The following is a 26,583-nucleotide window of genomic DNA, read 5'->3' as shown; positions in this document are numbered from 1 at the left end:
TGCACTAAATTCGAAACCAGCTAAAAAAGTCCTCCCAACCCACGGGGTGGGCGGAAGAACCAGTTCAACCAATTAAAATAATTGGTATCAATAAACTTGGCACACTATTGAGTTCTCAAACAACAGACTGCTTCCGGCACCGGCAGGCTCAGATCCAGGGGACCTTCCGCTCTGCGTCGCTCCGGAGCAACTTTTCAATCTTACCGCCCTGATCTGCAGCTGTCAAAACGGCTGTTCGTCCGTCCGGCGAACCGGGTGAAGCCTAAGCTCCGTGACGCTCAGCTGTTCTCGTTGCCTCGATCAGCGCGGGTATTAACTCTAGCACGATTTCGGGGACACCCCCGCCGGCCCCCGAAGGTTGTTCGGGGGCCGGCGAGGATCGCGCTCCGCTGCGGAGCTGATGACCGGCGCGTGGCCAGCCGTAGGTTCGGCGCTCGGTTAGACGCCCTTCGGCTTCAGATACAGCACGCCCAAGGGAGGAACGGTCAGTGTGGCGGAGGCGGGCTGCCCGTTGCAGGCGCCTTCCACGGCGGTCACCACTCCCATGTTTCCAACCCCTGAGCCGCCAAATTCCGCGGCGTCAGTGTTGAGCGCCTCCACCCATTCGCCGGCCCAGGGCAGGCCGAGCCGGAAGTTCTCGTGCGGAGTGCCGGCGAAGTTCGCGATGCACACCAGCGGGTTGCCCTGGTGGTCGTACCGGATGAATGACAGCGCGTTGAGGGCGCCGTCGTTCTCGTTGATCCACTGGAACCCTGCCGGCTCGTTGTCGCGGTCAAACAGGGCCGGAGTGTTCCGGTAAATCTCGTTGAGCTGCCGCACGAGCAGCTGCACGCCCTTATGCTGCGGCGTATCCGTCAGGTACCAGTCCAGGCCGTACTGCTCGGACCATTCGGCTTCCTGGCCGAATTCGGTCCCCATGAAGATCAGCTGCTTGCCCGGATGCGCCCACTGGAAGGCCAGGTAGGCGCGCAGGTTGGCCAGCTGCTGCCAGCGGTCGCCGGGCATCTTGCGCAGCAGGGAGCCCTTGCCGTGCACAACCTCGTCGTGGCTGATCGGCAGCAGGAAGTTCTCCGTGTAGGCGTAGACCAGGGAGAACGTGAGCTTGGCGTGGTGATACATCCGGTTGATGGGGTCCTCGGACATGTACTCCAAGGTGTCGTGCATCCAGCCCATGTTCCATTTCAAACCAAAGCCGAGTCCGCCGCTGCTGGTGGGCTGAGTCACTCCCGGGAATGCAGTGGATTCCTCGGCGATCATGACGATGCCGGGCACCCTGCGGTAGGCGGTGGCATTGACTTCCTGGAGGAAGGAAATGGCCTCGAGGTTTTCCCGCCCACCGTAAATGTTGGGGCTCCACTGGCCTTCCGGCCGCGAGTAGTCCAGGTAGAGCATGGACGCCACGGCATCCACCCGGAGCCCGTCTATGTGGAACTCCTCCAGCCAGTAGATCGCGTTGGCCACGAGGAAGTTGCGCACCTCGCGGCGGCCGAAGTCGAAGACCAGCGTTCCCCAGTCGGGCTGCTCTCCGCGGAACGGGTCGCCGTGCTCGTAGAGCGTCTGGCCGTCGAATTTCGCCAGCGCCCATTCGTCCTTGGGGAAGTGGCCGGGGACCCAGTCCAGGATGACTCCGATGCCGGCCTGATGCAGTTTGTCCACCAGGTAGCGGAAATCGTCCGGGTGCCCGAACCGAGCGGTCGGAGCGAAATAGGAAGTGATCTGGTAGCCCCAGGACCCGCCGAACGGATGCTCGGCCACGGGCATGAACTCCACGTGGGTGAATCCCTGCCACGTCACGTACTCCGTCAGCTGGTCAGCCAACTGGCGGTAGTCCAGGCCCAGGCGCCAGGACCCCAAATGAACTTCGTAAACGCTCATCGGCGCGTTGTGGGGGTCGCGGGCTGCGCGGGCTTCCATCCACTCGCTGTCCTGGAAAACGTAAGTGGACTCAACGACCCGTGAACCGGTCAGCGGCGGCGTTTCCGTGCCCTGCGCCATGGGGTCGGCCTTTTCCCGCCAGATCCCGTCGCTGCCAAGGATTTCGTACTTGTACCGGGCACCGGGGCGGACGTCGGGAATGAAAATCTCCCAGACACCGGATCCGCCGAGTGAACGCATCGCATTAATCGTCCCGTCCCAGCCATTGAAATCGCCCTTGACACGCACTGCCTGGGCGTTTGGCGCCCACACCGCGAAACTGACGCCGTCGATGTTGCCGAGAATCGACTTGTAATGGTGCAGGTTGGCACCGAGCACCGTCCACAGCTTCTCGTGCCGGCCCTCACCAATGAGGTGCAGGTCGATTTCTCCCAAGGAAGGCAGGAATCGGTAGGGGTCGTCGAAGAGCTGGGGTTCCAGTCCTTCATACGTGACTTCGAGCCGGTAGTCGGGAACCTGGCCGGGCCGTTCCGCGGGAAGCGTGCCCACCCAAATGCCGTTGTGTTCGTGTTCCAGCCGGATCCGCCCCGCGGGTGTCACGGCAGTGACCGCCTTGGCGAGCGGGCGCAGGGTACGGATGGTTACCAGGCCCTGGTCGTCGAGATGGGCGCCAAGAATCGCATGCGGCTGGTAATACCGGCCTTCGGAAACCGCCTGCAGGACATCTGACGGGACGGGCAGCGGGTTACGGTGTGCCGGCGCCGCACTTGCGGCAGCGGGAACGACGGCGCCATCCGGCTGGGCGGGCAACACGGGTTCCGTGGTTCCCTCCGCAGCATCGGGGCGCGCGGGCGAGACGGGGTCCGTGGTGGGGTTCGTCTCGGGATCGGGCTGCGGGGTCTTATTCACTGAATCTTCTTCCTGCCTGCTCGTCCCGTAGGCCTGCTTGCGTGCCTGTTCGAGAATCTGCCGCACGGCAGCAACGGGCACACGGATCCAATCGGGACGGTTGCGGATTTCATAAACAACTTCGTAGAGGGCCTTGTCGAGCCAAAGGGCCAGGTACAGCGGATCGCTGCGGTTGATCTGCGTGCCGGTTTCCTTCTCATAACCGCGCAGGAACGCCTCAGAGGCCGTCGCAGCCCAGCGCGCGGCCTCGAGGTCTCGGCGCTGCTGCTTGCGGGACCCGGACGCAGCGCCCCCGTCGTCCGCAGCGGCGCCCTCAACGAGCGATACACCGGCGGCGTAGTCGATGGAACGGAGCATGCCCACCACGTCACGCAGGGGAACGTCCGGGACGCTGCGCTCCTCGGCCGGCCGCAGCGGCTCGCCCTCGAAATCCAGGACCATCCAGCCGTGGCTGCCGGATTTCAGGACCTGGCCCAGATGGTAATCGGCATGGATGCGCTGGAGGTTGGGCAGTGTCTCGAGACCGGCGATCTGCCGGAGCAGATACTCCAACGGTTCGTCGTACTCCCCCACGTAGCTCCGGGCTTCCTTCCAGGCCCACCGGATGCGGTTGCCCAGGGACTCCAGGAACTCGGAGCGCTCTGCGGCGCTGGGCGGCTGGCTGCCGAAGGCCTGCGCCAACTGGCGGTGAATCCGGCCGGTCACCGCTCCGAGTTCTTCCGCCTCGGCGGTGAAATCGGACGTATTCAGCGCAGCCGCGGAGGCGGTGCGCCAGGCGTCTTCACTGTTGGGAATGAACTCCCGCAGCACGCTCAGGTGCCCGGTGACCCAGGTATCGCCGTCGTCCGCCAGCGGATCGCGCCAGCTGCCGGTGACCCAGCCCAGGGTGGCCGGCACATCGCGGGAGCCCGCGGCCGTCAGTTTCGCGCTGACCTCGACGTCCGGGCTCACGCCCGCGGCCAGGACGCGGTAGAACTTCACGATCAGTTGGCTGGGTTCGACGGGAACCACCACCGAGGTGTTCGACTGCTCGCCCTTCATCAACTTGGCGGGAACGGTTTCCGCAAACGGCGGCCACTGTTCAAAGCCGCCCAGCGCGACGCCGTGCGTGTGCCCGTCGACGGTCGCCGACTGGGTGCGCATCAGCTCCAGCCATGCAGTCACGAACACCGGGTCGGCGGCGCCGTCGTACAGCCAGCGCTCCCCGAGTTCCTGGTGCTGCGCCCGCCCCAGCAGGGAGGCGGCCAGCTCCGGAACCGGTGCGCCGTGATAACTGACGGGAACACTGACGATGTCGGTGCGCTGGCCCGAGCTGACGGCAATGAGGTGAACCTCCAGCTCCACCAGGCCGGCGGGATCTTCCAGCCGGATGCCGCCCACCCGGTCCAGGGTGACGTCCCGGCCCTTCGCAGGGAACCAGCGCTGCTCCGGAAGCCACGCTGTCAGCAGTTCAGGCAGGGACGGCGTCAGCTTGGTCATTTTTTCACTGCCTCCGAAATGGGAATCAGGGGAATCGCTTCAGTTGCGGGCGAGGACATGTTGGATTTCGGCGAACGCAGCCGCAGCCAGTAGAAGTCGTGGCTGCCCAGGGTCAGGGTTACCGAACCGTCTGCGCCGAAGGCGGGGAACGGAGTTCCGCCGAACGCGTCGCGCAGGCCCCGGCCGGCAAATTCCGGCAGGCTTACCGTGGCGGAAACGGGGTGCTGGGACAGGTTGAAGATGCAGAACATGACTTCCCCGACCTCGCCCTCGGGGTTGTCCGCCGGCAGCTCGCGCAGGAACGCCAGCACCGATTCGGCTTCGGTGGGAACGTTCCGGTAGGAGCCCAAACCGAACGCGGGATGCGTCCGGCGCACCATGATCATCTGCCGGATCCAGTGCAGGAGCGAGCTGGAGCTGGCCAGCTGCGCTTCAACGTTCACGTGGTTGTAGTGGTAAACCAGCGACTGCACCACCGGCAGGTACAGCTTGCCGGGGTCGGCGGTGGAGAATCCGGCGTTGCGGTCGGGGTTCCACTGCATGGGCGTGCGGGACGAATCACGGTCCTCGAGCCAGATGTTGTCGCCCATGCCCAGCTCGTCACCGTAGTACAGGAAGGGACTTCCCGGCAGCGAGAGCAGCAGTGCGTGGATGAGTTCGATTTCCGACCGCGAGTTGTCCAGCAGCGGAGCCAGCCGGCGGCGGATACCGATGTTGGCCCGCATGCGCGAATCCGGGGCATACCAGCCGAGCATCGCCTGGCGTTCCTCGTTGGTCACCATCTCCAGCGTCAGCTCGTCATGGTTGCGCAGGAAGGTGCCCCACTGGGCCCCTGCCGGAATCGCCGGGGTTTCCTCCATCGTCTGCACAATGGGGGCGGCCTTCTGGTCGCGCAGCGCGTAGAACAGGCGGGGCATGATCGGGAAGTGGAAGGCCATGTGGCATTCCGCTCCGGTTTCGTCGCCGAAGTACTCCACGACTTCGTGCGGCATCTGGTTGGCCTCGGCGACGATCACGCGGCCGGGGTAGTTCTCGTCCACCATTGTGCGCAGGTCCTTGAGGAACCGGTGGGTGGCCGGCAGGTTCTCGCAGTTGGTGCCGTCTTCTTCAAACAGGTACGGGATCGCATCGGCGCGGAAACCGTCGATGCCCTGGTCGAGCCAGAACCGGACGACGTCGAAAATCGCCTCCACGACCTTGGGGTTCTCGAAGTTCAGGTCCGGCTGGTGGCTGAAGAACCGGTGCCAGTAGAACTGGCGCCGCACAGGGTCGAAGGCCCAGTTGGACTCTTCGGTGTCCACGAAGATGATCCGTGCGTCTTCGTACTTCTGGTCGGTGTCCGACCAGACGTAGAAGTCCCCGTACGGGCCTTCCGGGTCATTGCGGGACTCCTCGAACCAGGGATGCTTGTCGGAGGTGTGGTTCAGCGGCAGGTCGATGATGACCCGGACGCCGCGGGCGTGGGCTTCTGCCACCAGCCGCTTGAAGTCGCTGATGGTGCCGAACTCGTCCAGGACGTCGTAGTAGTCGGAGATGTCATAGCCGCCGTCGCGCAGCGGCGACTTGAAGAACGGAGGCAGCCAGAGGCAGTCCACGCCCAGCCACTGCAGGTAGTCAAGCTTGTCGATCAGGCCGGTGAAATCGCCGGAGCCGTCTCCGTTGGCGTCCGAGAAGCCGCGGACCAGCACCTCGTAGAAAACCGCCTTGCGGTACCAATGCGGGTCATTGGTGAGACCGGGTGCGTGCAGCTGAAACGGGTTGGGCACTAGGAGTTCCTCCGGATTGACAGGATGTGGGCGGGCTCGAAATGGGCGTCAAGCCGGACATAGTTTTCGGCTCCCCAGCGCCAGCTTTGACCGCTGATGAGGTCATCCACCCAGAACGTGCCGTCCTCGTTGAAGTCTTCAGGGTTCAGGTGCAGGGCTGCCAGGTCCAGGGAGACCGTGCATTCCCGGGCGCTGTGGGGGTCGGTGTTGACTACGATGATCAGGGTATCCCGACTCGACGGGTCCGCGGGGCGGACCTGTTTGTGTTTGGAATAGACCACTGTGGCTTCGTCGGTGCTGGAATGCACTGTCAGGTTCTGCAGGTCCCCGAGCGCCGGGTGGAAGCGGCGGATATCATTGAGCCGCGTGATGTAGGGAACCAGGCTGCGACCCTCGGCGATGGCGCCGGCGAAGTCCCGCTGCTTGTACTCGAACTTCTCATTGTCGATGTACTCCTCGGCGCCGGGGCGGGCCACGTGTTCGTACAGCTCATAGCCGGCGTACATTCCCCACAGCGGGCTGGCGGTGGAGGCCAGAACGGCGCGGATCTTGAATGCGCCGGGTCCGCCGTACTGCAGGAACTCGGTCAGGATGTCAGGGGTGTTCACGAAGAAGTTCGGCCGGAAGAATGCCGCCGTTTCCGACGAGACCTCGGTGAAGTACTCCTCCAGTTCCTGGCGGGTGTTGCGCCAGGTGAAGTACGTGTAGGACTGCTGGAAGCCGGCCATGCCCAGGGCGTGCATGACCGCCGGGCGGGTGAAGGCCTCGGCCAGGAAAATCACGTCAGGATGCTTGTCGTTGACCGACTTGATCAACCACTCCCAGAACTTCAGCGGTTTGGTGTGCGGGTTGTCGACGCGGAAGATCTTGACTCCGTGCCCGATCCACATCAGCACGATGCGGAGTATTTCCTCCGACAGCCCGGTGTAATCGTTGTCGAAGTTCAGCGGATAGATGTCCTGATACTTCTTCGGCGGGTTCTCGGCGTACGCGATCGAGCCGTCCACGCGTGTGGTGAACCACTCCGGATGGCTGCTGACCCACGGGTGGTCCGGGGAGGCCTGCAGCGCCAGGTCAATGGCCACTTCGAGGTTGAGCTCGCGTGCGGTGTCCACGAAGGCATCGAAGTCGGCGAAGGTGCCCAGATCAGGGTGGATGGCGTCGTGCCCGCCTTCAGGCGAGCCGATGGCCCAGGGCGAGCCCGGATCCAGCGGCCCGGCGACCAGGGTGTTGTTCGGCCCCTTCCGGTGGGTGGTGCCGATGGGATGGACCGGAGGCAGGTAGATGACGTCGAAGCCCATGCCGGCAACCCGTTCCAGGCTGCGCGCCGCCGTCCGGAACGTCCCCGAGGTCCACTCGCGGGTGGCGGGGTCCTGGATGGCGCCTTCGGAGCGGGGAAAGAACTCGTACCAGGCGCCGCGCCCGGCCAGCTCGCGTTCCACTCGGATGGGATAGCGCGGGCTGCTCGTCACCAGGTCCCGGAGCGGTTCCCGGCTCAGGGCGGCCAGCACGGCATCGGTTGCGGCAGCGGCAAAACGTTCCTCAACGGGCAGCGTGGAGTCTGCGAGCGCCGCGCCGGCGGCGGCCAGCACTGCGGCGTCGCCTTCACTGCGTCCGTCGCCTGACCCGCGCTGCGCTGCAGCTGACTCAAAAAGTGCCGCGCCTTCGGCGAGCATCAGTTCCACGTCCACGCCGGCGTTGATCTTCACTTCGGCATTGTGGTGCCAGGTGCCGTACAGATCGGCCCAGCCTTCGACGGCGAAACTCCAGTCGCCGGTGCTTTCCGGCCGCAGCAAGCCGCCCCAGCGGTCCAGGCCGATTCCCACGGGATCCAAGCGGACCCGTTGCACTTCCCGGCCTTCGGGGTCATAGAGGACGGCGCTGACTCCCACAAGGTCGTGGCCCTCACGGAACACCGTGGCCCCTACTACGAGGTCTTCTCCGGGAATGGCTTTGGCCGGGATGCGGCCGCATTCCACCACCGGGGTCACATTGATGATGGGAATCCGGCCGAACCGGAGTTCCTCGGCGGACAGGTCTTTGGATGGCATCGCACTGGAACTGGTCACAGACTAGACGTTAGCGATAATCGGGGCAGATTGCTAAGCCAACGTACTTTCCGGTGTTTTTGCGCCGGTGGTGCAGTGTATTGCGTTTATTCCGCGGCCCCTGCGGAGCTTGCGGGCCTGGATGTCATTTCGCTGTTTCTTTCGCTCAAGCATCCCTTTTGGCCTGGGGTTTGCGCTACCGTAATCCGGGTGAAGGCAATTCGAAGGTTTACCGTCCGGACAGTCCTCCCCGACAGCATTGCCCCGCTGAGCAAGCTGGCCTCTAACCTGCGGTGGTCTTGGCATGAGCCCACCACGCGGCTTTTCGCCGACCTGGATCCCGCTGCCTGGCAGGCGAGCGGCCGGGATCCGGTTAAGTTCCTCGGTTCCGTCAGCCGCGCCAGCCTGGAGCGAATGGCGAGCGACGCCGGCATGGTGGAACGGATCCAAGCCCTTGGCGCCGATCTTGACACCTATCTGGATGATCCCCGCTGGTATCAGACCCTCGGTGACGACGCCCCCAGGTCCATCGCCTACTTCTCCCCGGAATACGGCATCAGCGCCGTGCTGCCGCAGTATTCCGGCGGTCTGGGCATCCTCGCCGGCGACCACTTGAAAGCCGCTTCGGATCTGGGTGTGCCGCTGGTCGCCGTCGGGCTGCTCTACCAGGCCGGATACTTCAAGCAGGCGCTGTCCCGCGACGGGTGGCAGCTCGAGACGTACCCCGTCCTGGACCCCAACGGCCTGCCGCTGACCCTGCTCCGTGAAGAAGACGGCACGCCGGCCCGCGTGAGCCTTCCCCTGCCCAACAACCGGCGGCTTTCCGCGCAGATCTGGCGGGCCGACGTCGGACGCGTTCCCCTGCTGCTGCTGGATTCGGATGTGACCGGAAATGACGACGCCGCCCGCGGCATCACCGACCGGCTGTACGGCGGCGGCGGCGATCACCGGCTGCAGCAGGAATTGCTGCTGGGCATGGGCGGAATCAAGGCGCTGCGGGTGCATGAACGGCTGTCCGGAAGCCCCGCACCGGAAGTTTTCCACACCAACGAGGGCCACGCCGGATTCCTGGGCGTCGAGCGGATCCGGGAACTCATGGACAACGGCATGGGCTGGGAGGAAGCCCTGACGGTCAGCCGCTCCAACACCGTGTTCACCACCCACACACCCGTTCCGGCCGGCATCGACCGCTTTGACCAGGCCCAGATCCGGCATTTCTTCAGCGCCGGCCTCGCGCAGTCAGTGCCCACGGACAAGGTGCTGGGGCTGGGAGCCGAAACGTACTCGGGCGGAGACCCGGCCAAGTTCAACATGGCGGTAATGGGGCTGCGCCTGGCGCAGCGGGCCAACGGCGTGGCCAAGCTTCACGGAGAAGTTTCCCGGGACATGTTCTCCGGCCTGTGGCCGGGGTTCGACGTCGCGGAGGTTCCGATCACGTCCGTCACCAACGGCGTGCACGTGCCGTCCTGGGTGGATCCCGAGCTGACCAAGCTGGCCAGGGAAAAGTTCGGCGTGGAAACGGTCCACGACCGCGACTGGAGCCGCGCCTACGAGATCAGCGACCAGGACCTGTGGGATCTGCGCCGGCGCCTGCGCTCGAACCTGATAACCGACGTCCGGCGGCGGGTGCGGTCCGCATGGCGCAAGCGCGGGGCCACTAACCCCGAGCTGGCGTGGACCGAGAACGTCCTGGACCCCGACGTCCTGACCATTGGATTTGCCCGCCGCGTCCCCACCTACAAGCGCCTGACCCTGATGCTGCGGGATCCCGTCCGGCTGAAGGCGCTGCTGCTGCATCCCACGCATCCCATCCAAGTGGTGGTCGCGGGCAAGTCGCATCCTGCCGATGAACAGGGGAAGCGGATGATCCAGGACCTCGTCCGGTTCACTGACGATCCCGAGGTGCGGCACCGGATCGTGTTCCTACCCAACTACGACATCGCCATGGCCCGCACCCTGTTCCCGGGCTGTGACGTCTGGCTGAATAATCCGCTGCGGCCGCTGGAGGCCTCCGGCACCTCCGGCATGAAGTCAGCGATCAACGGCGGCCTGAACCTTTCCGTCCTGGACGGCTGGTGGGACGAAATGTTCGACGGCGACAACGGTTGGGCCATCCCCTCGGCGAATCCCACCAAGGGTGCGTACACCCGGGAGATGTACGACCCGGACCAGCGCGATGATCTGGAAGCCTCGGCGCTCTATGACCTGTTGGAGAATTCCGTCACGCCCCTGTTCTACGGCAAGGAACCCCCCGCCTCCGCCGGCGCCGCGGGCCCGTCCGACGCCCCGTCCGGGGCCCTGCCGAGTGAGTGGCTCGAAATGGTCAAGCACACGCTCGCCGACCTCGGGCCCGCAGTATCGGCGAACCGCATGCTGCGCGAATATGTGAACCGGTTGTACCGCCCGGCCGGGCAGTCCGGGCGCGCCGCGTCCGCTGACAACTTCGCCGCGGCCAAGGACCTGGCCGCCTGGATCACCCGGATCCGCGACGGCTGGTCCGGGGTTTCGGTGGAGCATGTGGATTCGATCGGCATCACCGACGATCCGCAGATCGGCGACCAGCTCACGGTGCAGGCCTACGTGTCCCTGGGGTCCCTGCGCCCGGAGGACGTCAGCGTGGAAGTGGCCTACGGCAAGGCGCTGGAAAACGACCAGCTCAGCGACCCCCGCACCACGGAACTGGACCAGGCGGAGGATCTGGGGTCCGGGCGGCACCTCTTTTCGGGCACCATCGGCATTGAGCACGCCGGCCCCTTCGGCTACACCGTACGGGTCCTCCCGGTGCACCCGGGCCTGGCTTCCAAGGCCGAGCTGGGCCTGGTGGCCAACGCCTAGGCGCGGTAGAGGCTGACGGAGTTGGCGGGGAGGACGTCCTTCTCGCCGCCGCGGCGCTGTCCACCGGTGCGCGCCTGCGCGTCGGCGGCAGTGCTGAGCAGCAATTCGTACGAGTGGTCTTCGTCGCGGACGGCGCCCGAGCCGCGCAGCGCCTGCGCATCCGGCAGGACGATGTCCGTGTCTTCCAGCGACCCGTTCAGCACAAACAGGCCGTTGAGCTCCCCGGCAGGCGAGCCGACCAGCAGCTGGACCACCCGGGTGCCGGGATCCTGCCACTTGTCCTGCGCCATGGGCTGCCCGTCTGCGTCGAACCAGAGCAGCGAGGTTCCCCGCGAGTCGGCGGGGAACCGGTACGGCTGGGAGGCCAGGAAATACTGCCGCAGGCGCAGGAGCGTGCGCGTGAACTCCAGCATCCGCTCCGCCTCCGGGTCCAGGTCCCAGTGCAGCCAGGTGAGGGGGCCGTCCTGGCAGTACGCGTTGTTGTTGCCCTGCTGGGTGCGTCCCAGCTCGTCGCCGGCAGTAATCATCGGAACGCCCAGGGACATCAGCAGCGTGGCCATGAGGTTCCGTGCGGTCTGGGCACGCCGGACAGCTATCTGTTCGTCGGCTGCCGGGCCCTCTGCTCCGTGGTTGTAGCTGCGGTTTTCGCTGTTTCCGTCCCGGTTTCCTTCGCCGTTGGCCTCGTTGTGCTTGTGTTCATACGCCGTGAGGTCCGCGAGGGTAAACCCGTCGTGGGCGGTAACCAGGTTAATCGAGGACAGCGCGGTGCGGCCGGAGCCGGCGAAAAGGTCGGCGGAACCGGCCAACGATCCGGCAATCCGGGCCACGGAGCCGCCCGTGCCGCCGGCTGCCAGTGCCGCCTGGTCCCGCAGCCAGAAGTCCCTGGTGGTATCCCGGAACCGGTCGTTCCAGTCAGCCCAGCCCGGCGGGAAGTTGCCGGTCTGCCAGCCGTCCGGCCCAATGTCCCAGGGTTCGGCAATCAACTTGATTTCGTTCAGCGCGGGGTCCGCCGCCAGAGCGATGAGGAAGGGGTGCCGCCGGTCAAACGCGCCGTCGGCGCCGCGGCAGAGCGCAGGAGCCAAATCGAACCGGAAACCGTCCACCTGGTACTCCTGCACCCAGTGGCGCAGCGAGTCCAGGGCCATTTGAATGACCCGCGGCTCACTGAAGTCCAGGGTGTTGCCGCAGCCGGTGGTATCGACGTAACGTCCTTCGCCGTCGTGGCGGTAGTAGCGTTCGTCGCCGAGCCCCCGCCAGCTCAGCGGCGGCTGGTCCCGGGTTCCTTCGGCCGTGTGGTTGTACACCACGTCCAGGAGAACCTCGAGGCCGCCCTCGTGCAGGGACTTGACCATGCCCTTGAACTCGTCCTGCACGGCCTTGGCGCCGGCGGCCTGCGCGGCCCGGGTGGCGTACCCGGCGTGCGGCGCGAAGAAGCCCAGGGTGTTGTAGCCCCAGTAGTTGCCCAGTCCCAGCTTCCGCAGGTGCTCCTCATCGGTGTGGAAGTGGACCGGCAGCAGCTCCACGGAGGTAATCCCCAGCCGCTGGAGGTAGTCCACCATGACCGGATGCCCAAAGCCCGCGTACGTGCCCCGAAGCTCCTCGGGGATCCCGGGATGGAGCATGGTCTGTCCGCGGACGTGCGCCTCGTAGATGACGGTGTCGCGCCAGGGAATGTGCGGTTGCCGCGAGGAACCCCAGTCAAAAGCGGAGTCGACGTGCACGGAGAAGTACAGCGGCACGTCGCCGGAGACCGGAATCTCGTCAATGCCGCGCCCGTACGGATCCAGCAGCAGCTGGAAGGTGCCCGGCTCCCCGGGCACCTCCTTCCCCTGCGGCCAGAACCCGTAGCGGCCGCCATGGGACAGGCCCGTGACGCGCCCGTGGTGGATGCCCGCGACATACTCGCCCAGGGGCTCCGAGGTCCAGATCCCCGGAGCCTTCTCGAAATAGACGTCGACGCCGGCAAGCCCCGGCGCATAGACGGAGACGTTAACGGTTCCCGGCACTTCATCGACGCCGGGAACCGAAGTCCTCACGCCCAAGGGGAACGGCCGGGAAGCGCGCCGCGCGGCGGCTTGGCCCTGCGGAATACTGGTCAGGTCTGCCATGCTGCCTCTCGGACTGCTCCGCTGCGGTTTAGGCGGAACGCTGCCGTGAAATCTCGTACAGGCTGATGCCCACCGCCATGGAAGCATTCAGCGATTCCATGGCCGAATCGATGGGAATGGACACGATCTGGTCGCAGTTTTCGCGGACCAGGCGGGACAGGCCCTTGCCTTCGGAACCCACAACGATGCAGATCGGATCCTTGGCCAGGACAATGTTCGGCAGCGACACGTCGCCGTCGCCATCCAGGCCGAGCACGAAGATGCCCATTTTCTTGAAGGCCTTCAACGCACTGTTCAGGTTGCCGGCGCGGGCGACCGGCACGCGGACGGCTGCGCCTGCGCTGGTCTTCCAGGCGGAGGCGGTCATGCCCACGGCCCGGCGTTCCGGCACGATGACGCCGTGCGCGCTGAACGCTGATGCGGAGCGGATGATCGCGCCGAGGTTGCGCGGGTCGGTGATGCCGTCCAGCGCCACGAACAGCGGGGCGTTGCGGATGTGCCCCTTCCTCCAAGCCTCGATGGTTTCCTGGGCCAGGTCCATGGGATCGGCGTAGTCATACGGCGGGATCTGCAGGACAAGGCCCTGGTGCACGGCCTCGTTGGTCATGCGGTCCAGCTCGGGCTTGTGGGTCTCCATGACGGGCAGGCCGCGGTCGGCCGCCATCTTCAGGGATTCGCGGACGCGGTCGTCCATGTCGATCCGCACGGCCACATGCAGGGCCTTGGCGGGGATGCCGGCGCGCAGTGCCTCCACGACGGAGTTGCGGCCGGTGACGACTTCCTCAGCCACCTTGCCGCGGACGTTGGTGCCGCTGCGGCCACCGGCTGCGCGGGTGTCGCCGCCGCGCTTGGCTGCCGAGCGCTCGGCAAGCTGCTTGTTCTTGAATGCCTTGTGGTAGGGGCGCTCTTCAGCCTTGGGTGTGGGTCCTTTACCCTCAAGAGCCTTGCGGCCCAATCCACCGGTGCCCCCGCTGGGGCCCTTTTTGGCTTTACGCATTGCGCCGGGACGTCCGTTGTTGGCCATCGATTACACCTTAAACCTAGAAGAAAGCATTACTTCTAGTTTACGCAGGCTCCCGGGCCGCCGCTGCACACGCGTTGGGAGTGTACTCCCAAAGCTAAATCAGGCCCTAACCGGGGCCTGGTTCCGGATCTCCGTTCAGCCCGCGGCCAGGGTCCAGCTGGCCCCGTCCGGGGTGTCCTCCACTGTGATGCCGGCCGCGGCCAGTGAATCCCGGATGGCGTCGGCGCGGGCCCAGTCCTTCGCGGCGCGGGCGGCGCGCCGCTCTTCCAGCTGCGCCTGGATCAAGGTGTCCAGCGCCCGGTGCTCGGGCCCGGCGGAGCGTGCGGGCTGCTGCACGGCGTCGAGTCCCAGTGCCGCGGTCATGGTGAGCACCGCGTGCAGGGCCTCCCGGGCCGCTGCAACATTTCCCTCGGCAAGTGCCGTGTTGCCGGCGCGGACCGTTTCGTGCAGGACGGCGAGGGCCTGCGGCACATTGAGGTCATCGTCCATCGCCTCGGCGAAGGCCGCCGGCATGGAACCGCTGCTCGGGACGAAGCCGGAGTCGCCGGTGCCGTGAACCCTGGCCCGGGCCTTGCTGATGAAGGTGTCGATGCGCTCGACGGCGGCCGCGGCTTCCTGCAGGGAGGTGGGCCGGTAGTCCAGCACGGACCGGTAGTGGGCCTGGCCCAGGTAATAGCGCACCACTCGCGGTGAGGCCTCGCGGAGCATTTCCGCGGGGCTGACCGTGTTGCCGATGGATTTGGACATCTTCTCGCCCTCGAAGGTGACCATGCCGTTGTGCATCCAGAAATTGGCGAAACCGTCGCCGGCCGCCTGCGACTGCGCCATCTCGTTCTCGTGGTGCGGGAAGCGCAGGTCCAGGCCCCCGCCGTGGATGTCGAACTGCGGGCCGAGGTACTTCGTGACCATGGCCGAGCACTCCAGATGCCAGCCCGGGCGGCCCTTGCCCCAGGGGCTGTCCCATGCCGCGGTTTCGGGCTCGCCCTCCTTGTGGCCCTTCCACAGCGCAAAGTCGCGCGGGTCGCGCTTGCCGCGGGGGCCGGCGTCGGGCGCTGCCTGCATGTCGTCAATGTTCTGCCGGGTCAGTGAGCCGTACTTGTTCCAGGACCGGACATCGAAGTAGACGTCGCCGGACTCGTCCAGCGCGGGGTAGGCGTGGCCGGCGTCGATGAGGCGGCTGATGAGCGTGTGCATTTCCGGAATGTGGCCGGTGGCGCGGGGCTCGTAGGTGGGCCGCTGCACGCCGAGGGTGTCGTAGGCTGCTGCGAATTCCTGCTCAAAGCGGTAGGCCAGCGCCCACCACGGCTCGTCGGGAACAACGCCGGCCGACGATTCGGCGCCCACCGAGTCCGCGGCCTTGGCCAGGATCTTGTCGTCGATGTCGGTGACGTTCCGGACCGTGGTGACGCGGAAGCCGCGCCACTGCAGCCACCGGGTGAGCTGGTCGAACACAATGGCGGAGCGGATGTGGCCCACGTGCGGCATGCCCTGGACGGTGGCGCCGCAGTAGTACAGGCTCACCTCGCCCTCCTTCAGGGGAACGAAGTCGCGGACCTGCGCAGTTGCGGTGTCATAGAATCTCAAGCTCACCGCTCTAGGCTATCGCGCCTTCCGAGCCGCGCCGGGCCTTCTATGACGCAAAGGTACCCTCGACCCGCACGACGACGGCGGTTGCCACCGCGGCGATGCCCTCGCCGCGGCCGGTGAAGCCGAGGCCGTCGGTGGTGGTGGCCGAGACGCTGACCGGGGCTTGGGCCGCTCCGCTCAGGATTGCTTCGGCTTCGGCGCGGCGCGGCGCGAACTTGGGCCGGTTGCCGATCAGCTGGACAGCAATGTTGCCGATCTCGAATCCCGCACCGCGGACGATCCGTGCCGCTTCCGCCAACAGGGTGGTGCCCGAGGCGCCGGCATATTCGGGCCGGTCGGTGCCGAAGTGGGTGCCCAGGTCACCGAGTCCGGCTGCGGAGAACAGTGCGTCGGCCGCGGCGTGGGCCACCGGGTCGCCGTCGGAGTGGCCGGCCAGGCCGCGCTCGCCGTCCCAAAGGACTCCTGCCACCCACAGCGGGCGCGGGGCGTCGTCGGGCGCGAAGGCGTGAACGTCAACGCCGACGCCGGTGCGGGGAAGGTTCACAGCTGCCATCAGTCAGTCCTTGGAGTTGTCGGAATTGCGGGCCAGCACCGCTTCGGCCAGCAGGAGGTCGAGCGGGGTGGTGATCTTCAGCGAAAGCTCTGACCCCTCAACGACGTACACCGGTGTTCCCAGTGATTCGGCCAGCATCGCGTCGTCGGTCACGGCTGCGGCGCGGGCTTCGTCGAATTCCCGGGCAGCGTGATGGGCGCGGCGCAGCAGGGCGGCGTCGAAACCCTGCGGCGTCTGCACGGCGCGGAGCGTGGAGCGGTCGGGGGTGCCGGTGACCACGCGCGCGGCCATGCCGGCCTGTTCGGGGGCAGTGGCTGCCGTGGTCTTTACCGTGTCGGTCACGGCCACAGCGGGGATGACAGCGGCGGCGCCGGCCGCCAGCGCGGCAGCCACCCGCCGGAAGACCTCCGGCGGCGTCAGCGCCCGTGCCGCGTCATGGACCAGGACCGCGTCGAGGTCCGGAGGAAGGGCCTGCAGGGCGGCCCGGACGGAATCGGCGCGGGTGGCACCGCCGTCGACCACGGTCAGGGTGCCGGTGGCCCCGGCATCTCGGCACAGGGACCGCATGACGGTGTCACCTGCCGGCACGGCAACGCTGATCGCTGCGGCGATCCCGGAGGCCTCGATTCCGCGGAGGGCGTGGGTAAGGAGGGCGGCGCCGGCCAGCGGCACCTGGGCCTTGGGGATGCCGTAGCCCAGCCGCTGCCCCGATCCGCCTGCTACGAGGATGACGCCGATCCGCTGCTCGCGGGAAACTGTTGAAGACACCCCTTCAGCCTAGTGCCCGGCGAAAGCGCCGGTTAAAAGCAGGCTGCTTAAAGACAAAATGCCGGCCCCGAAGGACCGGCAGCGTGCCGTGGTGCTGCTTTGTTCGATGACGCCGTGCGGTTAGCTTGCCAGAACTTTGTCCAGGACAACTGCGGCCTGGTCTTCGTCCGTCTTTTCAGCCAGTGCCAGTTCCGAAATCAGGATCTGGCGGGCTTTTGCGAGCATGCGCTTTTCTCCTGCAGAAAGGCCGCGGTCGTGGTCGCGGCGCCAGAGGTCACGCACAACCTCGGCCACCTTCACCACGTCACCGGACGCAAGCTTCTCCAGGTTTGCCTTGTACCGGCGGGACCAGTTGGTGGGCTCTTCGGTGAGCTCGGCACGCAGCACATCAAACACGTGCTCCAAGCCTTCCTTGCCCACTACGTCGCGCACTCCAACGAGATCGACGTTCTCAGCCGGTACTTCTATGGTCAGATCACCCTGTGCCACCTTAAGCTTGAGATACATCTTCTCTTCGCCCTTGATGGTCCGCATCTTGATCTCTTCGATCTTCGCGGCACCGTGGTGAGGATAAACAACTGTTTCGCCAACCTCAAAAACCATGTGGACTTTCCCCTTTCCCAGCCTCCAGTTTACCATGGGCGCGACACGCCGAGAAGAGTTTTCGCAGGTCAGGTACCGGATCGTGACCCGCGTAGGTAGTATTCGGCCCTCGGTCCGCATTCCCACCTGCGGCGATGTCTCTGCGGAGGTGTCTTTCACATACCTCCGCGGGGGCATGAAAATCCAACATTTTGGCTCTTTGCCGATAGGCTAGGCACAAAAGATAGCCGCAGGTCGCGAGACCGCAACACCCCAGGAGTTTTGTGCTGTGAGATTCACACCCAAGAACCGTGCGCAGCGAGCTGCTGCCGCCGGTGTAATTGCGCTGGCCGTACTGGGAGTCTCCAGCTGCAGCGCAGTGAACGAGCAGGCAACGGTACGCGAGTACTCGCCTTCGGACGGCATCGTCGAAAATGTCGGTGAAGTTGAGCTGCGGAACATCCTGGTGGTCAGCAACGGCGACGGCGAAGCCGGCCGTCTGCTCGGCACCGTGGTGAACGCTTCTCCCGAAGCCGTGGACTTTTCACTGGCCCTGGGCGGAACCACGCTGACGTGGAACATCGGCGCCGGAGACAAAGTGGTCTTCGAGGACACTCCCTCCTCCGAGGTAACGGTTCCCAACGTCGACACGCTGCCCGGCACGGGCCTGCGGGCGGACGCCAGCAACGGCACGGAGACCGTGGACCTGGACGTTCCCGTTGTTGACGGCACCCTTGAGTCCTACCGCGAGTACCTGCCGACGCCGGCCGGAACGCCGTCGGACATGGCCACCATGCTTCCGTCGGACCAGGCTGACACTGAGCAGGACACCGGCGCCGACACGGGCGTGGCGACGGAACCGGCCGCGTCGCACTAACCGGCCCAGGCCGGTGGCGCGGCGCGAAGCCCGCATCACCGCAGCGAACTCAGGTAGAGGGACCCGGCTCAGCCGGGTCCCTCTTTCTGTGGGCCGCATTCCTCGGGGCCGCATTCCTGTGGGCCGAAGAACTTATGCGTGAGTTTCAGGATCAGGTTTCAAATTTGTACCCCAGACCGCGCACTGTCACCAGGTACCGGGGCAGGGACGGATCCGGCTCGATCTTTCCGCGCAGGCGTTTGACGTGCACGTCGAGGGTTTTCGTGTCACCCACGTAGTCGGCGCCCCAGATCCGTTCGATCAGCTGGCCGCGGGTCATAACGCGGCCGGAGTTGCGCAGGAGCATCTCCAGCAGCTCGAACTCCTTCAGGGGCAGCGGGGTGTCGACGCCGTTGACGGTCACAACATGCCGGTCCAGGTCCATGCGCACCGGCCCGGCCTCCACGGTGGGCCCCGTGAGGTCGCCGCCGTCGCTGCGACGCCGAAGAACAGCCCGGATCCGGGCCAGCAGCTCCCGTGAGCTGTACGGCTTGGTGACGTAGTCGTCGGCGCCGATTTCCAGGCCCACCACCTTGTCGATCTCCCCGTCCAGGGCAGTCAGCATAATGACCGGAACGTCGGAGCGCTGGCGGATCTGCCGACAGACCTCGGTGCCCGGCTGGCCCGGCAGCATCAGGTCCAGCAGGATTAGGTCTGCGCCGTGCCGGTCGAACTCGATGACGGCGTCGGCGCCGTTGTCCACCACGCGGACGTCGAAGCCCTCCCGTCCCAGCAGGTAGGACAGAGGATCGCTGAAGGATTCCTCGTCTTCGACAATCAGGATGCTGCTCAAGCGCTGACTCCTTGTTCGTGTATGTCTCCGCCGGCCGGCGGAGACACCCTGCTGGATCTGGGCCCTGCCGGGGCGCGGTCCTGCAACCGGGCCGGAGGCGTCTCTGCGGACTCCATTTCCGGCAGCCGCACGGTGAACGTTGACCCCTGCCCCGGCTGGGACCAGAGGTTTATTTCGCCGCCGTGATTGGACACCACATGTTTGACGATGCTCAGTCCCAGGCCGGTTCCGCCGGTGTGCCGGGACCGTGCGCTGTCGATGCGGTAGAAGCGTTCGAAGATCCGCTCCTGGTCTTCGGGGTGGATTCCCGGCCCCTGATCGGTGACGGCCACCTGCGCCATGCCGTCCCGGGAGCGCAGCCCCACGCCCACCCGACTGCCGGCGGGCGCGTAGCGGATCGCGTTGTCGATCAGGTTGCGGAAGGCAGTGGTGAGCATCTTCGCGTCCCCGTAGACGGACCCTTCAACGGAGCCGCCGACGACGACGGTGGTGTTCCGGTTCTCGGCGGGCAGCCGGTTGGCTTCGACGGCGTCGGCGACAAGCTGGTTGATGTCCACCTCGCGGGCCCGGTCCACCATGTCGGTGCTCTGCAGGCGCGACAGTTCGATGATGTCCTGCACCAGGGCCGTGAGCCGAGCAGACTCCTTGCTCATTCTGGCGGCAAAGCGGCGCACCGCCTCCTCATCTCCGGCAGCGTCGTCCAGGGCTTCGGCGAGCAGTGAGATGGCGCCGACGGGGGTCTTCAGCTCGTGCGACACGTTGGCAACAAAGTCGTTGCGGACTTCCTCGGTGCGCGCGATTTCGGTGCGGTCGTCCGCCAGGATGAGGATGTATTCCTCCCCCACGGTGGCCACCCTGACCTGCAGAATGGTGCTGCCCTGGCCCAGCGGGCCGCGCTGCAGCTCCAGTTGCCGCTCTTCGATGACGCCGTCGCGGCGAACGCGGCCCGTCATCTCCAGCAGCTCGGGCGGAACCAGCGTGTGCCCGCGGACCAGGCCGAAGGCGTAGGCGCCGGGACTGGCCCGGATCACGCCGTCGACCGCGTCAACCACAATGTAGGCGCGCCCGATGACGGCCAGCACCTCGGCGGCTCCGTCAGGGATGGCCGGGTCGTCTTCGGCGGCCAGCTCCCGGCGCTGATGCCGGCTGGCCACATACGCGAGCACACCGGACACTCCCACGGCCAGGCCGAGGATCCCGGCAACCAAGCCCAGCAATACAGGATTCACTCTCCTAGCTTAGGCTGACCGGCGAGACCCGGGAGGACCCGCGGTGGCATAAGTCCCTGCGTTAAACTAACGTTCATCTGAAGATGCCCAACGGTTAACCCTCAACTGAAATCCTGCCAATGCGGCCGTGACAAGCAGCTGCAGGGACGTTGGACGAGTGCTGCATAAGTGAAAGGACCCGAAGTGCGTAAGGTTTTCCAAGCCGAGCTTCATCAGATTGGCGAAGAGCTGACCCAGATTTCCGAGCTCGTCACCGAAGCGATGCAGAAAGCCACCCTCGCCTTCGAAGGTGCTGACACCGAGCTGGCGCAGGATGTCATCGCCGCCGATGCCCGGATTGATTTCCTCCAGAATGACCTCGACGAACGCGCCATCGACGTCCTCGCCCTGCAGGGGCCGGTCGCCAGTGACCTGCGCATGATTGTTGGATCCCTGCGGATGAGTGCATCGCTGGAACGGATGGGTGACCTCGCCCGGCACATCGCCCAGCTGGCCCGCCTCCGCTACCCCGAGCACGTGGTTCCGGATCCCATGGTGGAAACCTTCAGCGAGATGGCCCGCCTGGACATCCGCATTTCCGAGCTGCTCACCGAGCTTCTGGAAACACGGAATCTGGACCTGAGCGTTGAAATCTACGCCTGCAACTCCCGGATCAATGAGCTCCATGCCAGTGTTTTCAAGGCCGTGGCCGCACCCGATTGGCAGGTGTCGGCGGTCAGCACCGTGGACCTGACCCTGGCCAGCCGCTACTTTGAACGCTTCGCCGACCACGGCGTCTCCGTGACGCGCAAGGTGAACTATTTGGTCACCGGCGAGTGGCAGCCGATGTCGGAGTCCAGCCGCTAGGTTCCGCCAGCACGTTCAGCAAAGAGTTTCAAAGACTAAGGGCGGCCCCGCGGGGCCGCCCTTAGTCTTTGCTGTGCTTACCGGTGCGGGAGCTTACTTCTTCTTGCCCTGGTTGGCCACGGCCTGGATGGAGGCGGCTGCGGCTTCCGGATCCAGGTAGGTGCCGCCGGCCTTGACCGGCTTCAGGTTCTCGTCCAGTTCATAAACCAGCGGAATGCCGGTGGGAATGTTGACGGCCGCGATGTCCGTGTCGCTGATGCCGTCCAGGTGCTTGACCAGGGCGCGCAGCGAGTTGCCGTGGGCGGCGATCATGACCGTCTTGCCGGCCTTGATGTCCTGTGAGATGTCGGACTCCCAGTAGGGCAGGAAGCGCTCGAGAACATCCTTGAGGCACTCGGTGCGGGGCAGCTCGTCCGAAGCCAGGTCCGCATACCGGGGATCGTGGGCCTGGGAAAACTCGCTGTCGTCAGGCAGGGGCGGCGGCGGGGTGTCGTAGGAGCGGCGCCACAGCATGAACTGTTCTTCACCGTACTCAGCGAGGGTCTGTGCCTTGTCCTTGCCCTGGAGCGCACCATAGTGACGCTCATTCAGGCGCCAGCTGCGCTTCACATCGATCCAGATGCGGTCAGCAGCACCCAGGGCGATGTTGGCCGTGTTGATGGCCCGCTGAAGACGCGACGTGTAGAGGATGTCAGGCAGGATGTCGGCCTCCACCAGCAGCTCGCCGCCGCGGAGGGCTTCGGCCCGGCCCAGGTCCGTCAGATCCACGTCCACCCAGCCGGTGAACAGGTTCTTCTCATTCCATTCGCTCTGGCCATGGCGCAGAAGGATCAGTTTGTAAGTCATATAAGTCATGGTAACGGAGGACCCGGGACCGGGGCAGGCCGGTGACCGCCCCTGGCGCTCCGCCGGCGCCGTTCCAGTCACCGCCCGGCCGTGACAGGCGCCGGCGCCGCCGGCAGTGTCCGGAGAAGTGTTCGCCGAGCCGTAATATTGTTTGGTGAAAAAGCCGCAAAAACCCGTAGGAAATGTGACCAGGGGCACTACAAACCCGAACCGGTTGCGGCGTGTGGATCGATGGCTTGCCGGTCCGCAGGGCTGGAGGCTGAGGCGCGCCGCGGACCCGCTCATCATTGACCTCGGTTACGGCGCCGCCCCCACCACCGCCGTTGAACTCCACACCCGGCTGGGCCGCATCCGCCCGGATGTCGACGTCGTGGGCATTGAAATCGATCCGGCGCGGGTGCGCTCAGCGAAATCGCTGGAGCGGGAAGGCCTGTCGTTTCGGCAGGGCGGATTCGAACTGCCGGTGGACGGACGGCGGCCGGTCATGGTCCGCGCGTTCAACGTCCTGCGCCAGTATTCCGAAGACGAATACGGCGCCCATTGGGACATGGTCCGGTCCCGGCTCGCTGCCGGAGGCATTTTCGTGGACGGAACCTGCGACGAAATCGGCAGGCGCTCCACGTGGGTTGAACTGGACTCAACCGGGCCGCTGTCGCTGAGCATCTCGCTGCGGTTCGGCGCGTTCGCGCTGCCTTCGGATGTGGCGGAGCGGCTGCCCAAGGCACTGATTCACCGCAACGTTCCGGGAGAGAAAATCCATGCCCTCCTGCAGGCCATGGACCAGTCATGGCTGCTGGCGGCTCCGCAGGCCTCCTACGGCAACCGGCAGCGCTGGCTCGCCATGTGTGCTGACCTGCGTGCGTCGGGCTGGCCGCTGCTGACGGGTCCGGCCCGCTGGCGCCTGGGGGAAATCACCGTCGCCTGGGACGCCGTCGAGCCTGCCTGAAGCGGGGGCACTGCCTGACGCAGCTATCCCCCTTGGCGCGGGGCTACCAGCGGTTGTACGGGCCCGAGGAGCCTCGGCCGGAACCGCCGATGGACGGCTTGACGTCGGCCAGGTAGACGCTGGCCGCGACAAGGCCGGCCAGGGTGAAGGGCAGGAGGGATCCGGGACTGAGCGTGCCCAGTATTCCCACTGCCGCCGCTCCTCCCGTCAGGCCCAGCCAAAAACCCTTGGTGCGCTTGCCGGCGGCGTCGAACGCGGCAGGCTTGCGCCGGACCGCATCGGACAGCGCCCAAAGAGCCATCACCAGCGTGGCCAGGCCCAGGGCTTGGTAGAACAGGGGCTCAAGGAGGAAGACGTAGATCACGGTTTCAGCCTACCGCGCCAGCGCCTGGGACAGGTCCGACCAGAGGTCTTCGGCGTGCTCGATGCCCACCGACAGCCGCAGCAGGTTTTCCGGCACCGACACGGGCTCTGCGGGTTGGCGGCGGCGCCGCTCAATCAGCGACTCCACTCCGCCCAGTGAGGTGGCCGGAAGCCACAGCCGGACGTTTTCCGCCACAGCTTCCGCCGCCGCCGCTCCGCCGGCCACCTCGATGCAGATGATGGATCCGAATCCGTCCATCTGCTTGGCTGCCCGCGCATGGCCGGGGTCGCCCGGCAGCCCGGGGTACCGGACCGCTTCCACCGCTGGATGCTCGAGCAGCCGCTGCGCCAGAATCCCGGCGGTGGCCTGCGAGCGCTCCACCCGAAGTGCCAGGGTCCGCAGCCCCCGCAGCGCCAGCCATACCTCGAACGGGCCGCCCACGGATCCGTGCAGCGAACGGTAGCTGTGCAGGCGGTCGCGCAGCTCTCCGTCGGAGGTGGCCAGCGCTCCGAGCACCACGTCGGAGTGCCCGGCGAGGTACTTCGTGACCGAGTGGAGGACGACGTCGGCACCGAGCTCCAGCGGGCGGGTCACCAGGGGTGTGGAAAAGGTGTTGTCGGCAACCACCACGGCGCCGACGTCGCGGGCGGCCCGGGCCAGCACGTCGATTTCAGCGACCTCCAGCATGGGATTCGTGGGGCTTTCAATCCACAGCATGCTGGCGGGCGCCCCGGCGGCCCCGGCACCGTCCGAACCGTTGAGCGCTGCCACCACCTCGTTGGTGTCCGCGATATCCACGGTGCGGACGGTAAACCGGCCGGTGGCTGCCTCCCCGGCGGCAAGGAGCAGGGAACCCTGATAGCTGTGCCGGGGCATCACCAGGGTTCCGCCCACCGGAACCAGGGAGAGGGCCGCCGCCACCGCCGCGAGTCCCGAGGAGTAGACCAGCGCCGGAAGGGCCGCGCCCTCGAGCTCGGACAGTGCCTCCTCAAACGGATCCCAGGTGGGGTTGGAAAAGCGGCCGTACACACGGTCTCCGGGCGCGGGCGTCCCGGTGCCGTGGAAGGTCGAGGAGAGCACGATCGGCGGGTTGACCGGCGCATCCGGCTCACGCGCCGGACGACCGGCGGAAACTGCGACGGTCTCGCGGGAGAGATTCGCGGAGGAATGGCTTTTCGGCTCAGGACTCATCTGTTCAGCGTAGTGCCCTGCCGAAACGCGGGGCCAATGTGTCGCCGGCCGAACTGGGTAGGCTAGACGGGTGAGTATTTCGAATTCTTCCGCCCGCCGGCCAGGCCTGTTCATTACCTTCGAAGGCGGCGACGGAGCCGGCAAATCGACGCAGGCCGAAAAGCTCACTGCCGCGCTGCAGTCGACCGGCCGGTCCGTGGTCCGCACCCGCGAACCCGGCGGCACCCCGGTGGGCGAGCAACTGCGCTCGCTGGTGCTGGAGCACGGCAACGGCGAGATCGACGCGCGCACCGAGGCCCTGATCTTCGCCGCCTCCCGGGCCGCACACGTGACCCAGGTGATCCGGCCGGCCGTGGAACGCGGAGACGTGGTGGTGTGTGACCGGTTCATCGACAGTTCAGTGGCCTATCAGGGGTCGGGACGTTCCCTGGGCACCGAGGACGTCCGGCAGCTGAACGTCTGGGCCACGGAGGGCTTTGCCCCCGACCTGACCGTGCTGCTCGATGTTGACCCCGGGCAGGGCAGGCTGCGGCGCACCGCAAATCAGGCAACCGAGGACCGGATGGAATCCGAACCCGATGCCTTCCACCTGCGCATCCGCCGCACCTTCCTGGAACAGGCCCAAAACGATCCCGCACGCTACCTGGTGCTCGACGCCGCCCGGCCGGTGGATGACCTGGCCGCCGCCATCCTGGTCCGGGTGCAGGAGCTGTTGCCGTGAGTGTCTGGGATGATCTTCAGGGCCAGGCCCCGGTGGTCGACCAGCTGCGCCGCGGTGCCGCCCAGGCAACCCCCAACCACGCCTGGCTGTTCACCGGCCCGCCGGGTTCCGGCCGGTCCAATGCGGCCCGGGCCTTCGCCGCTGCCCTGTTGTGCGATTCCCCGGATCCGGCGCTGCGCGGCTGCGGAGAGTGCAAGGCCTGCCGCACGGCGATGGCGGGGTCCCATGCCGACGTCACGTCCGTCACGACGGAGAAGGTGACCATCAGCATTGTGGAGGCCCGGGAGCTGGTGCGGAAGGCCCAGGACAAGCCCTCCACCGGCCGCTGGCGCGTCATCATTGTCGAAGACGCCGACCGCATGCAGGAACGCAGCACCAATGTGCTGCTCAAAGCGATCGAAGAGCCGCCGCCCCGCACCATCTGGCTGCTGTGCGCACCCAGCCCGGGCGACGTCCTGGTCACCATCCGCTCGCGCTGCCGTGCAGTGAGCCTGCGCCTGCCTCCCGTGGAGGACGTGGCGGATCTTTTGGTGCGCCGCGACGGCATTGATCCTGATATTGCCCGCGAGGCGGCCCGGGCCGCGCAGAGCCACATCGGCATCGCCAAGCGGCTGGCCACCGACGAGGGCGCCCGCAGCCGGCGCGCATCCATCGTGCGGCTGCCGCTGTCCCTGCGCAACGTCTCCGGCGCCATGAAGGCCGCCGCCGACCTGGTGGCCCTGGCCGAAGCCGAGGCCACCAGTTCCTTCGAGCAGCGCGACGCCGCCGAGAGGGCGTCGCTGCTGGCTTCCCTCGGCGCACCGGAAACCGGCACTGTTCCGCCGTCGATCCGCGGCCAGGTGAAGCGGCTGGAGGAGGACCAGGCGCGACGGGCCAAACGGTCCAAGAACGACTACTTTGACCGGGCGCTGACCGATCTGCTGTCCTTCTACCGGGACGTCCTCATGCTCCAGCTCGGCAGCGGAGCGCAGCTGGTCAACGAATCGCTGCGGCAGGAACTGACCGAGTATGCCTCGCACGGCTCGCCGGAGCAGACCCTGCTGCGCATGGAGGAGATCAACGTGGTCCGGCGGCGTCTGGTCTCCACCAACGTGGCGCCGCTGCTGGCCATCGAGGCCATGGCGGTTAGCCTGTTATAACCGCGCGGATTGGAATGTCCTCCTCGCCGGCACACCAGAAACTCCCATCCCATCAGGA

General features: G+C 66.3%; 20 protein-coding genes. 6 read left to right on the top strand and 14 right to left on the bottom strand.

Going from position 1 to position 26,583, the window contains the following annotated elements:
- Positions 1-438: 438 nt before the first annotated feature.
- From glgB to QNN99_RS16325, 3 genes are read right to left on the bottom strand one after another with little or no spacing between them, the layout of a single operon-like run.
- Entirely contained in the window at positions 439-4,263 is a 3,825-nt protein-coding gene (glgB, locus tag QNN99_RS16335; RefSeq protein WP_229968062.1) for a 1,4-alpha-glucan branching protein GlgB, read from the bottom strand.
- Positions 4,260-6,029 carry a maltose alpha-D-glucosyltransferase gene (gene treS, locus QNN99_RS16330; protein ID WP_229968060.1) on the bottom strand — a complete coding sequence of 590 codons (1,770 nt, stop codon included), beginning with the start codon at positions 6,027-6,029 and terminating at the stop codon, positions 4,260-4,262. Before treS ends, glgB begins: the two co-directional genes overlap by 4 nt.
- A complete protein-coding gene (locus QNN99_RS16325; protein WP_229968068.1) occupies positions 6,029-8,080 on the bottom strand; it encodes an alpha-1,4-glucan--maltose-1-phosphate maltosyltransferase in 2,052 nt (683 codons plus the stop codon). Before QNN99_RS16325 ends, treS begins: the two co-directional genes overlap by 1 nt.
- A gap of 207 nt (positions 8,081-8,287) precedes the next feature.
- Here QNN99_RS16325 and glgP point away from each other — a divergent pair, with 207 nt between their 5' ends.
- Positions 8,288-10,912 (top strand): alpha-glucan family phosphorylase, encoded by a 2,625-nt coding sequence (glgP, locus tag QNN99_RS16320; protein ID WP_229968058.1) that lies wholly within the window; start codon positions 8,288-8,290, stop codon positions 10,910-10,912.
- Here glgP and glgX read toward each other — a convergent pair.
- From glgX to QNN99_RS16290, 6 genes are all read right to left on the bottom strand, one after another.
- Positions 10,909-13,020: a glycogen debranching protein GlgX gene (gene glgX / locus QNN99_RS16315; protein ID WP_229968056.1), complete on the bottom strand. Its 2,112-nt coding sequence runs from the start codon at positions 13,018-13,020 to the stop codon at positions 10,909-10,911. The genes glgP and glgX overlap by 4 nt on opposite strands.
- Before the next feature lie 28 nt (positions 13,021-13,048).
- The gene (gene rlmB / locus QNN99_RS16310; RefSeq protein ID WP_229968054.1) at positions 13,049-14,044 is read right to left on the bottom strand and encodes a 23S rRNA (guanosine(2251)-2'-O)-methyltransferase RlmB; all 996 of its coding nucleotides are present in this window, start codon (positions 14,042-14,044) and stop codon (positions 13,049-13,051) included.
- A gap of 135 nt (positions 14,045-14,179) precedes the next feature.
- A complete protein-coding gene (cysS, locus tag QNN99_RS16305; protein ID WP_229968052.1) occupies positions 14,180-15,634 on the bottom strand; it encodes a cysteine--tRNA ligase in 1,455 nt (484 codons plus the stop codon).
- A 40-nt stretch (positions 15,635-15,674) separates the two neighbouring features.
- On the bottom strand, positions 15,675-16,184 hold the full coding sequence (gene ispF, locus QNN99_RS16300) for a 2-C-methyl-D-erythritol 2,4-cyclodiphosphate synthase (RefSeq protein WP_229968050.1): 510 nt from the start codon (positions 16,182-16,184) through the stop codon (positions 15,675-15,677).
- Between the two features lie 3 nt (positions 16,185-16,187).
- Positions 16,188-16,952, bottom strand: a complete 765-nt coding sequence (gene ispD, locus QNN99_RS16295; RefSeq protein ID WP_229968048.1) for a 2-C-methyl-D-erythritol 4-phosphate cytidylyltransferase — start codon at positions 16,950-16,952, stop codon at positions 16,188-16,190.
- A 120-nt stretch (positions 16,953-17,072) separates the two neighbouring features.
- Positions 17,073-17,555, bottom strand: coding sequence for a CarD family transcriptional regulator (locus tag QNN99_RS16290; RefSeq protein WP_104055910.1), 483 nt, complete (start codon positions 17,553-17,555; stop codon positions 17,073-17,075).
- Between the two features lie 268 nt (positions 17,556-17,823).
- On the opposite strand from QNN99_RS16290, the gene QNN99_RS16285 reads away from it, so the two are divergent.
- A complete protein-coding gene (locus QNN99_RS16285; RefSeq protein ID WP_229968046.1) occupies positions 17,824-18,411 on the top strand; it encodes a hypothetical protein in 588 nt (195 codons plus the stop codon).
- A gap of 151 nt (positions 18,412-18,562) precedes the next feature.
- Here QNN99_RS16285 and QNN99_RS16280 read toward each other — a convergent pair whose 3' ends face one another.
- Positions 18,563-19,243 (bottom strand): winged helix-turn-helix domain-containing protein, encoded by a 681-nt coding sequence (locus QNN99_RS16280; RefSeq protein WP_229968045.1) that lies wholly within the window; start codon positions 19,241-19,243, stop codon positions 18,563-18,565.
- Entirely contained in the window at positions 19,240-20,472 is a 1,233-nt protein-coding gene (locus tag QNN99_RS16275) for a sensor histidine kinase (protein WP_229968042.1), read from the bottom strand. The genes QNN99_RS16280 and QNN99_RS16275 overlap by 4 nt, the downstream gene beginning before the upstream one ends.
- Before the next feature lie 183 nt (positions 20,473-20,655).
- Between QNN99_RS16275 and phoU the strand changes: the two genes are divergently transcribed.
- Entirely contained in the window at positions 20,656-21,318 is a 663-nt protein-coding gene (gene phoU, locus QNN99_RS16270; protein ID WP_229968040.1) for a phosphate signaling complex protein PhoU, read from the top strand.
- A gap of 93 nt (positions 21,319-21,411) precedes the next feature.
- Here phoU and QNN99_RS16265 read toward each other — a convergent pair whose 3' ends face one another.
- Positions 21,412-22,164 (bottom strand): phosphoglyceromutase, encoded by a 753-nt coding sequence (locus QNN99_RS16265; RefSeq protein ID WP_229968038.1) that lies wholly within the window; start codon positions 22,162-22,164, stop codon positions 21,412-21,414.
- Positions 22,165-22,387: 223 nt separating this feature from the next.
- On the opposite strand from QNN99_RS16265, the gene QNN99_RS16260 reads away from it, so the two are divergent.
- Positions 22,388-23,110 carry a class I SAM-dependent methyltransferase gene (locus QNN99_RS16260; protein WP_229968036.1) on the top strand — a complete coding sequence of 241 codons (723 nt, stop codon included), beginning with the start codon at positions 22,388-22,390 and terminating at the stop codon, positions 23,108-23,110.
- 43 nt (positions 23,111-23,153) lie between these two features.
- Here the strand turns inward: QNN99_RS16260 and QNN99_RS16255 are convergent, their stop codons facing one another.
- Positions 23,154-23,474: a DUF2516 family protein gene (locus QNN99_RS16255; protein WP_229968034.1), complete on the bottom strand. Its 321-nt coding sequence runs from the start codon at positions 23,472-23,474 to the stop codon at positions 23,154-23,156.
- Between the two features lie 9 nt (positions 23,475-23,483).
- The gene (locus QNN99_RS16250; RefSeq protein ID WP_229968033.1) at positions 23,484-24,665 is read right to left on the bottom strand and encodes a trans-sulfuration enzyme family protein; all 1,182 of its coding nucleotides are present in this window, start codon (positions 24,663-24,665) and stop codon (positions 23,484-23,486) included.
- A gap of 76 nt (positions 24,666-24,741) precedes the next feature.
- Here QNN99_RS16250 and tmk point away from each other — a divergent pair, with 76 nt between their 5' ends.
- The gene (gene tmk, locus QNN99_RS16245; protein WP_229968066.1) at positions 24,742-25,386 is read left to right on the top strand and encodes a dTMP kinase; all 645 of its coding nucleotides are present in this window, start codon (positions 24,742-24,744) and stop codon (positions 25,384-25,386) included.
- On the top strand, positions 25,383-26,525 hold the full coding sequence (locus tag QNN99_RS16240) for a DNA polymerase III subunit delta' (protein ID WP_229968031.1): 1,143 nt from the start codon (positions 25,383-25,385) through the stop codon (positions 26,523-26,525). The genes tmk and QNN99_RS16240 overlap by 4 nt, the downstream gene beginning before the upstream one ends.
- Positions 26,526-26,583 lie beyond the last annotated feature (58 nt).

It is taken from the genome of Arthrobacter sp. zg.Y820 (assembly GCF_030125555.1).
In the GTDB taxonomy this organism is placed as follows: domain Bacteria; phylum Actinomycetota; class Actinomycetes; order Actinomycetales; family Micrococcaceae; genus Arthrobacter_B.
The sequence above is the reverse complement of the archived record's forward strand: the minus strand, read 5'-3'. Positions and strand labels throughout refer to the sequence as shown.

Bases quoted from the DNA above. Each gene is read 5' to 3' on its own strand.
- glgB (WP_229968062.1), bottom strand. From the start codon at position 4,263: ATGACCAAGCTGACGCCGTCCCTGCCTGAACTGCTGACAGCGTGGCTT.
- ispF (WP_229968050.1), bottom strand. From the start codon at position 16,184: ATGGCAGCTGTGAACCTTCCCCGCACCGGCGTCGGCGTTGACGTTCAC.
- rlmB (WP_229968054.1), bottom strand. From the start codon at position 14,044: ATGGCCAACAACGGACGTCCCGGCGCAATGCGTAAAGCCAAAAAGGGC.
- QNN99_RS16290 (WP_104055910.1), bottom strand. From the start codon at position 17,555: ATGGTTTTTGAGGTTGGCGAAACAGTTGTTTATCCTCACCACGGTGCC.
- glgX (WP_229968056.1), bottom strand. From the start codon at position 13,020: ATGGCAGACCTGACCAGTATTCCGCAGGGCCAAGCCGCCGCGCGGCGC.
- QNN99_RS16250 (WP_229968033.1), bottom strand. From the start codon at position 24,665: ATGAGTCCTGAGCCGAAAAGCCATTCCTCCGCGAATCTCTCCCGCGAG.
- QNN99_RS16265 (WP_229968038.1), bottom strand. From the start codon at position 22,164: ATGACTTACAAACTGATCCTTCTGCGCCATGGCCAGAGCGAATGGAAT.
- QNN99_RS16325 (WP_229968068.1), bottom strand. From the start codon at position 8,080: ATGCCATCCAAAGACCTGTCCGCCGAGGAACTCCGGTTCGGCCGGATT.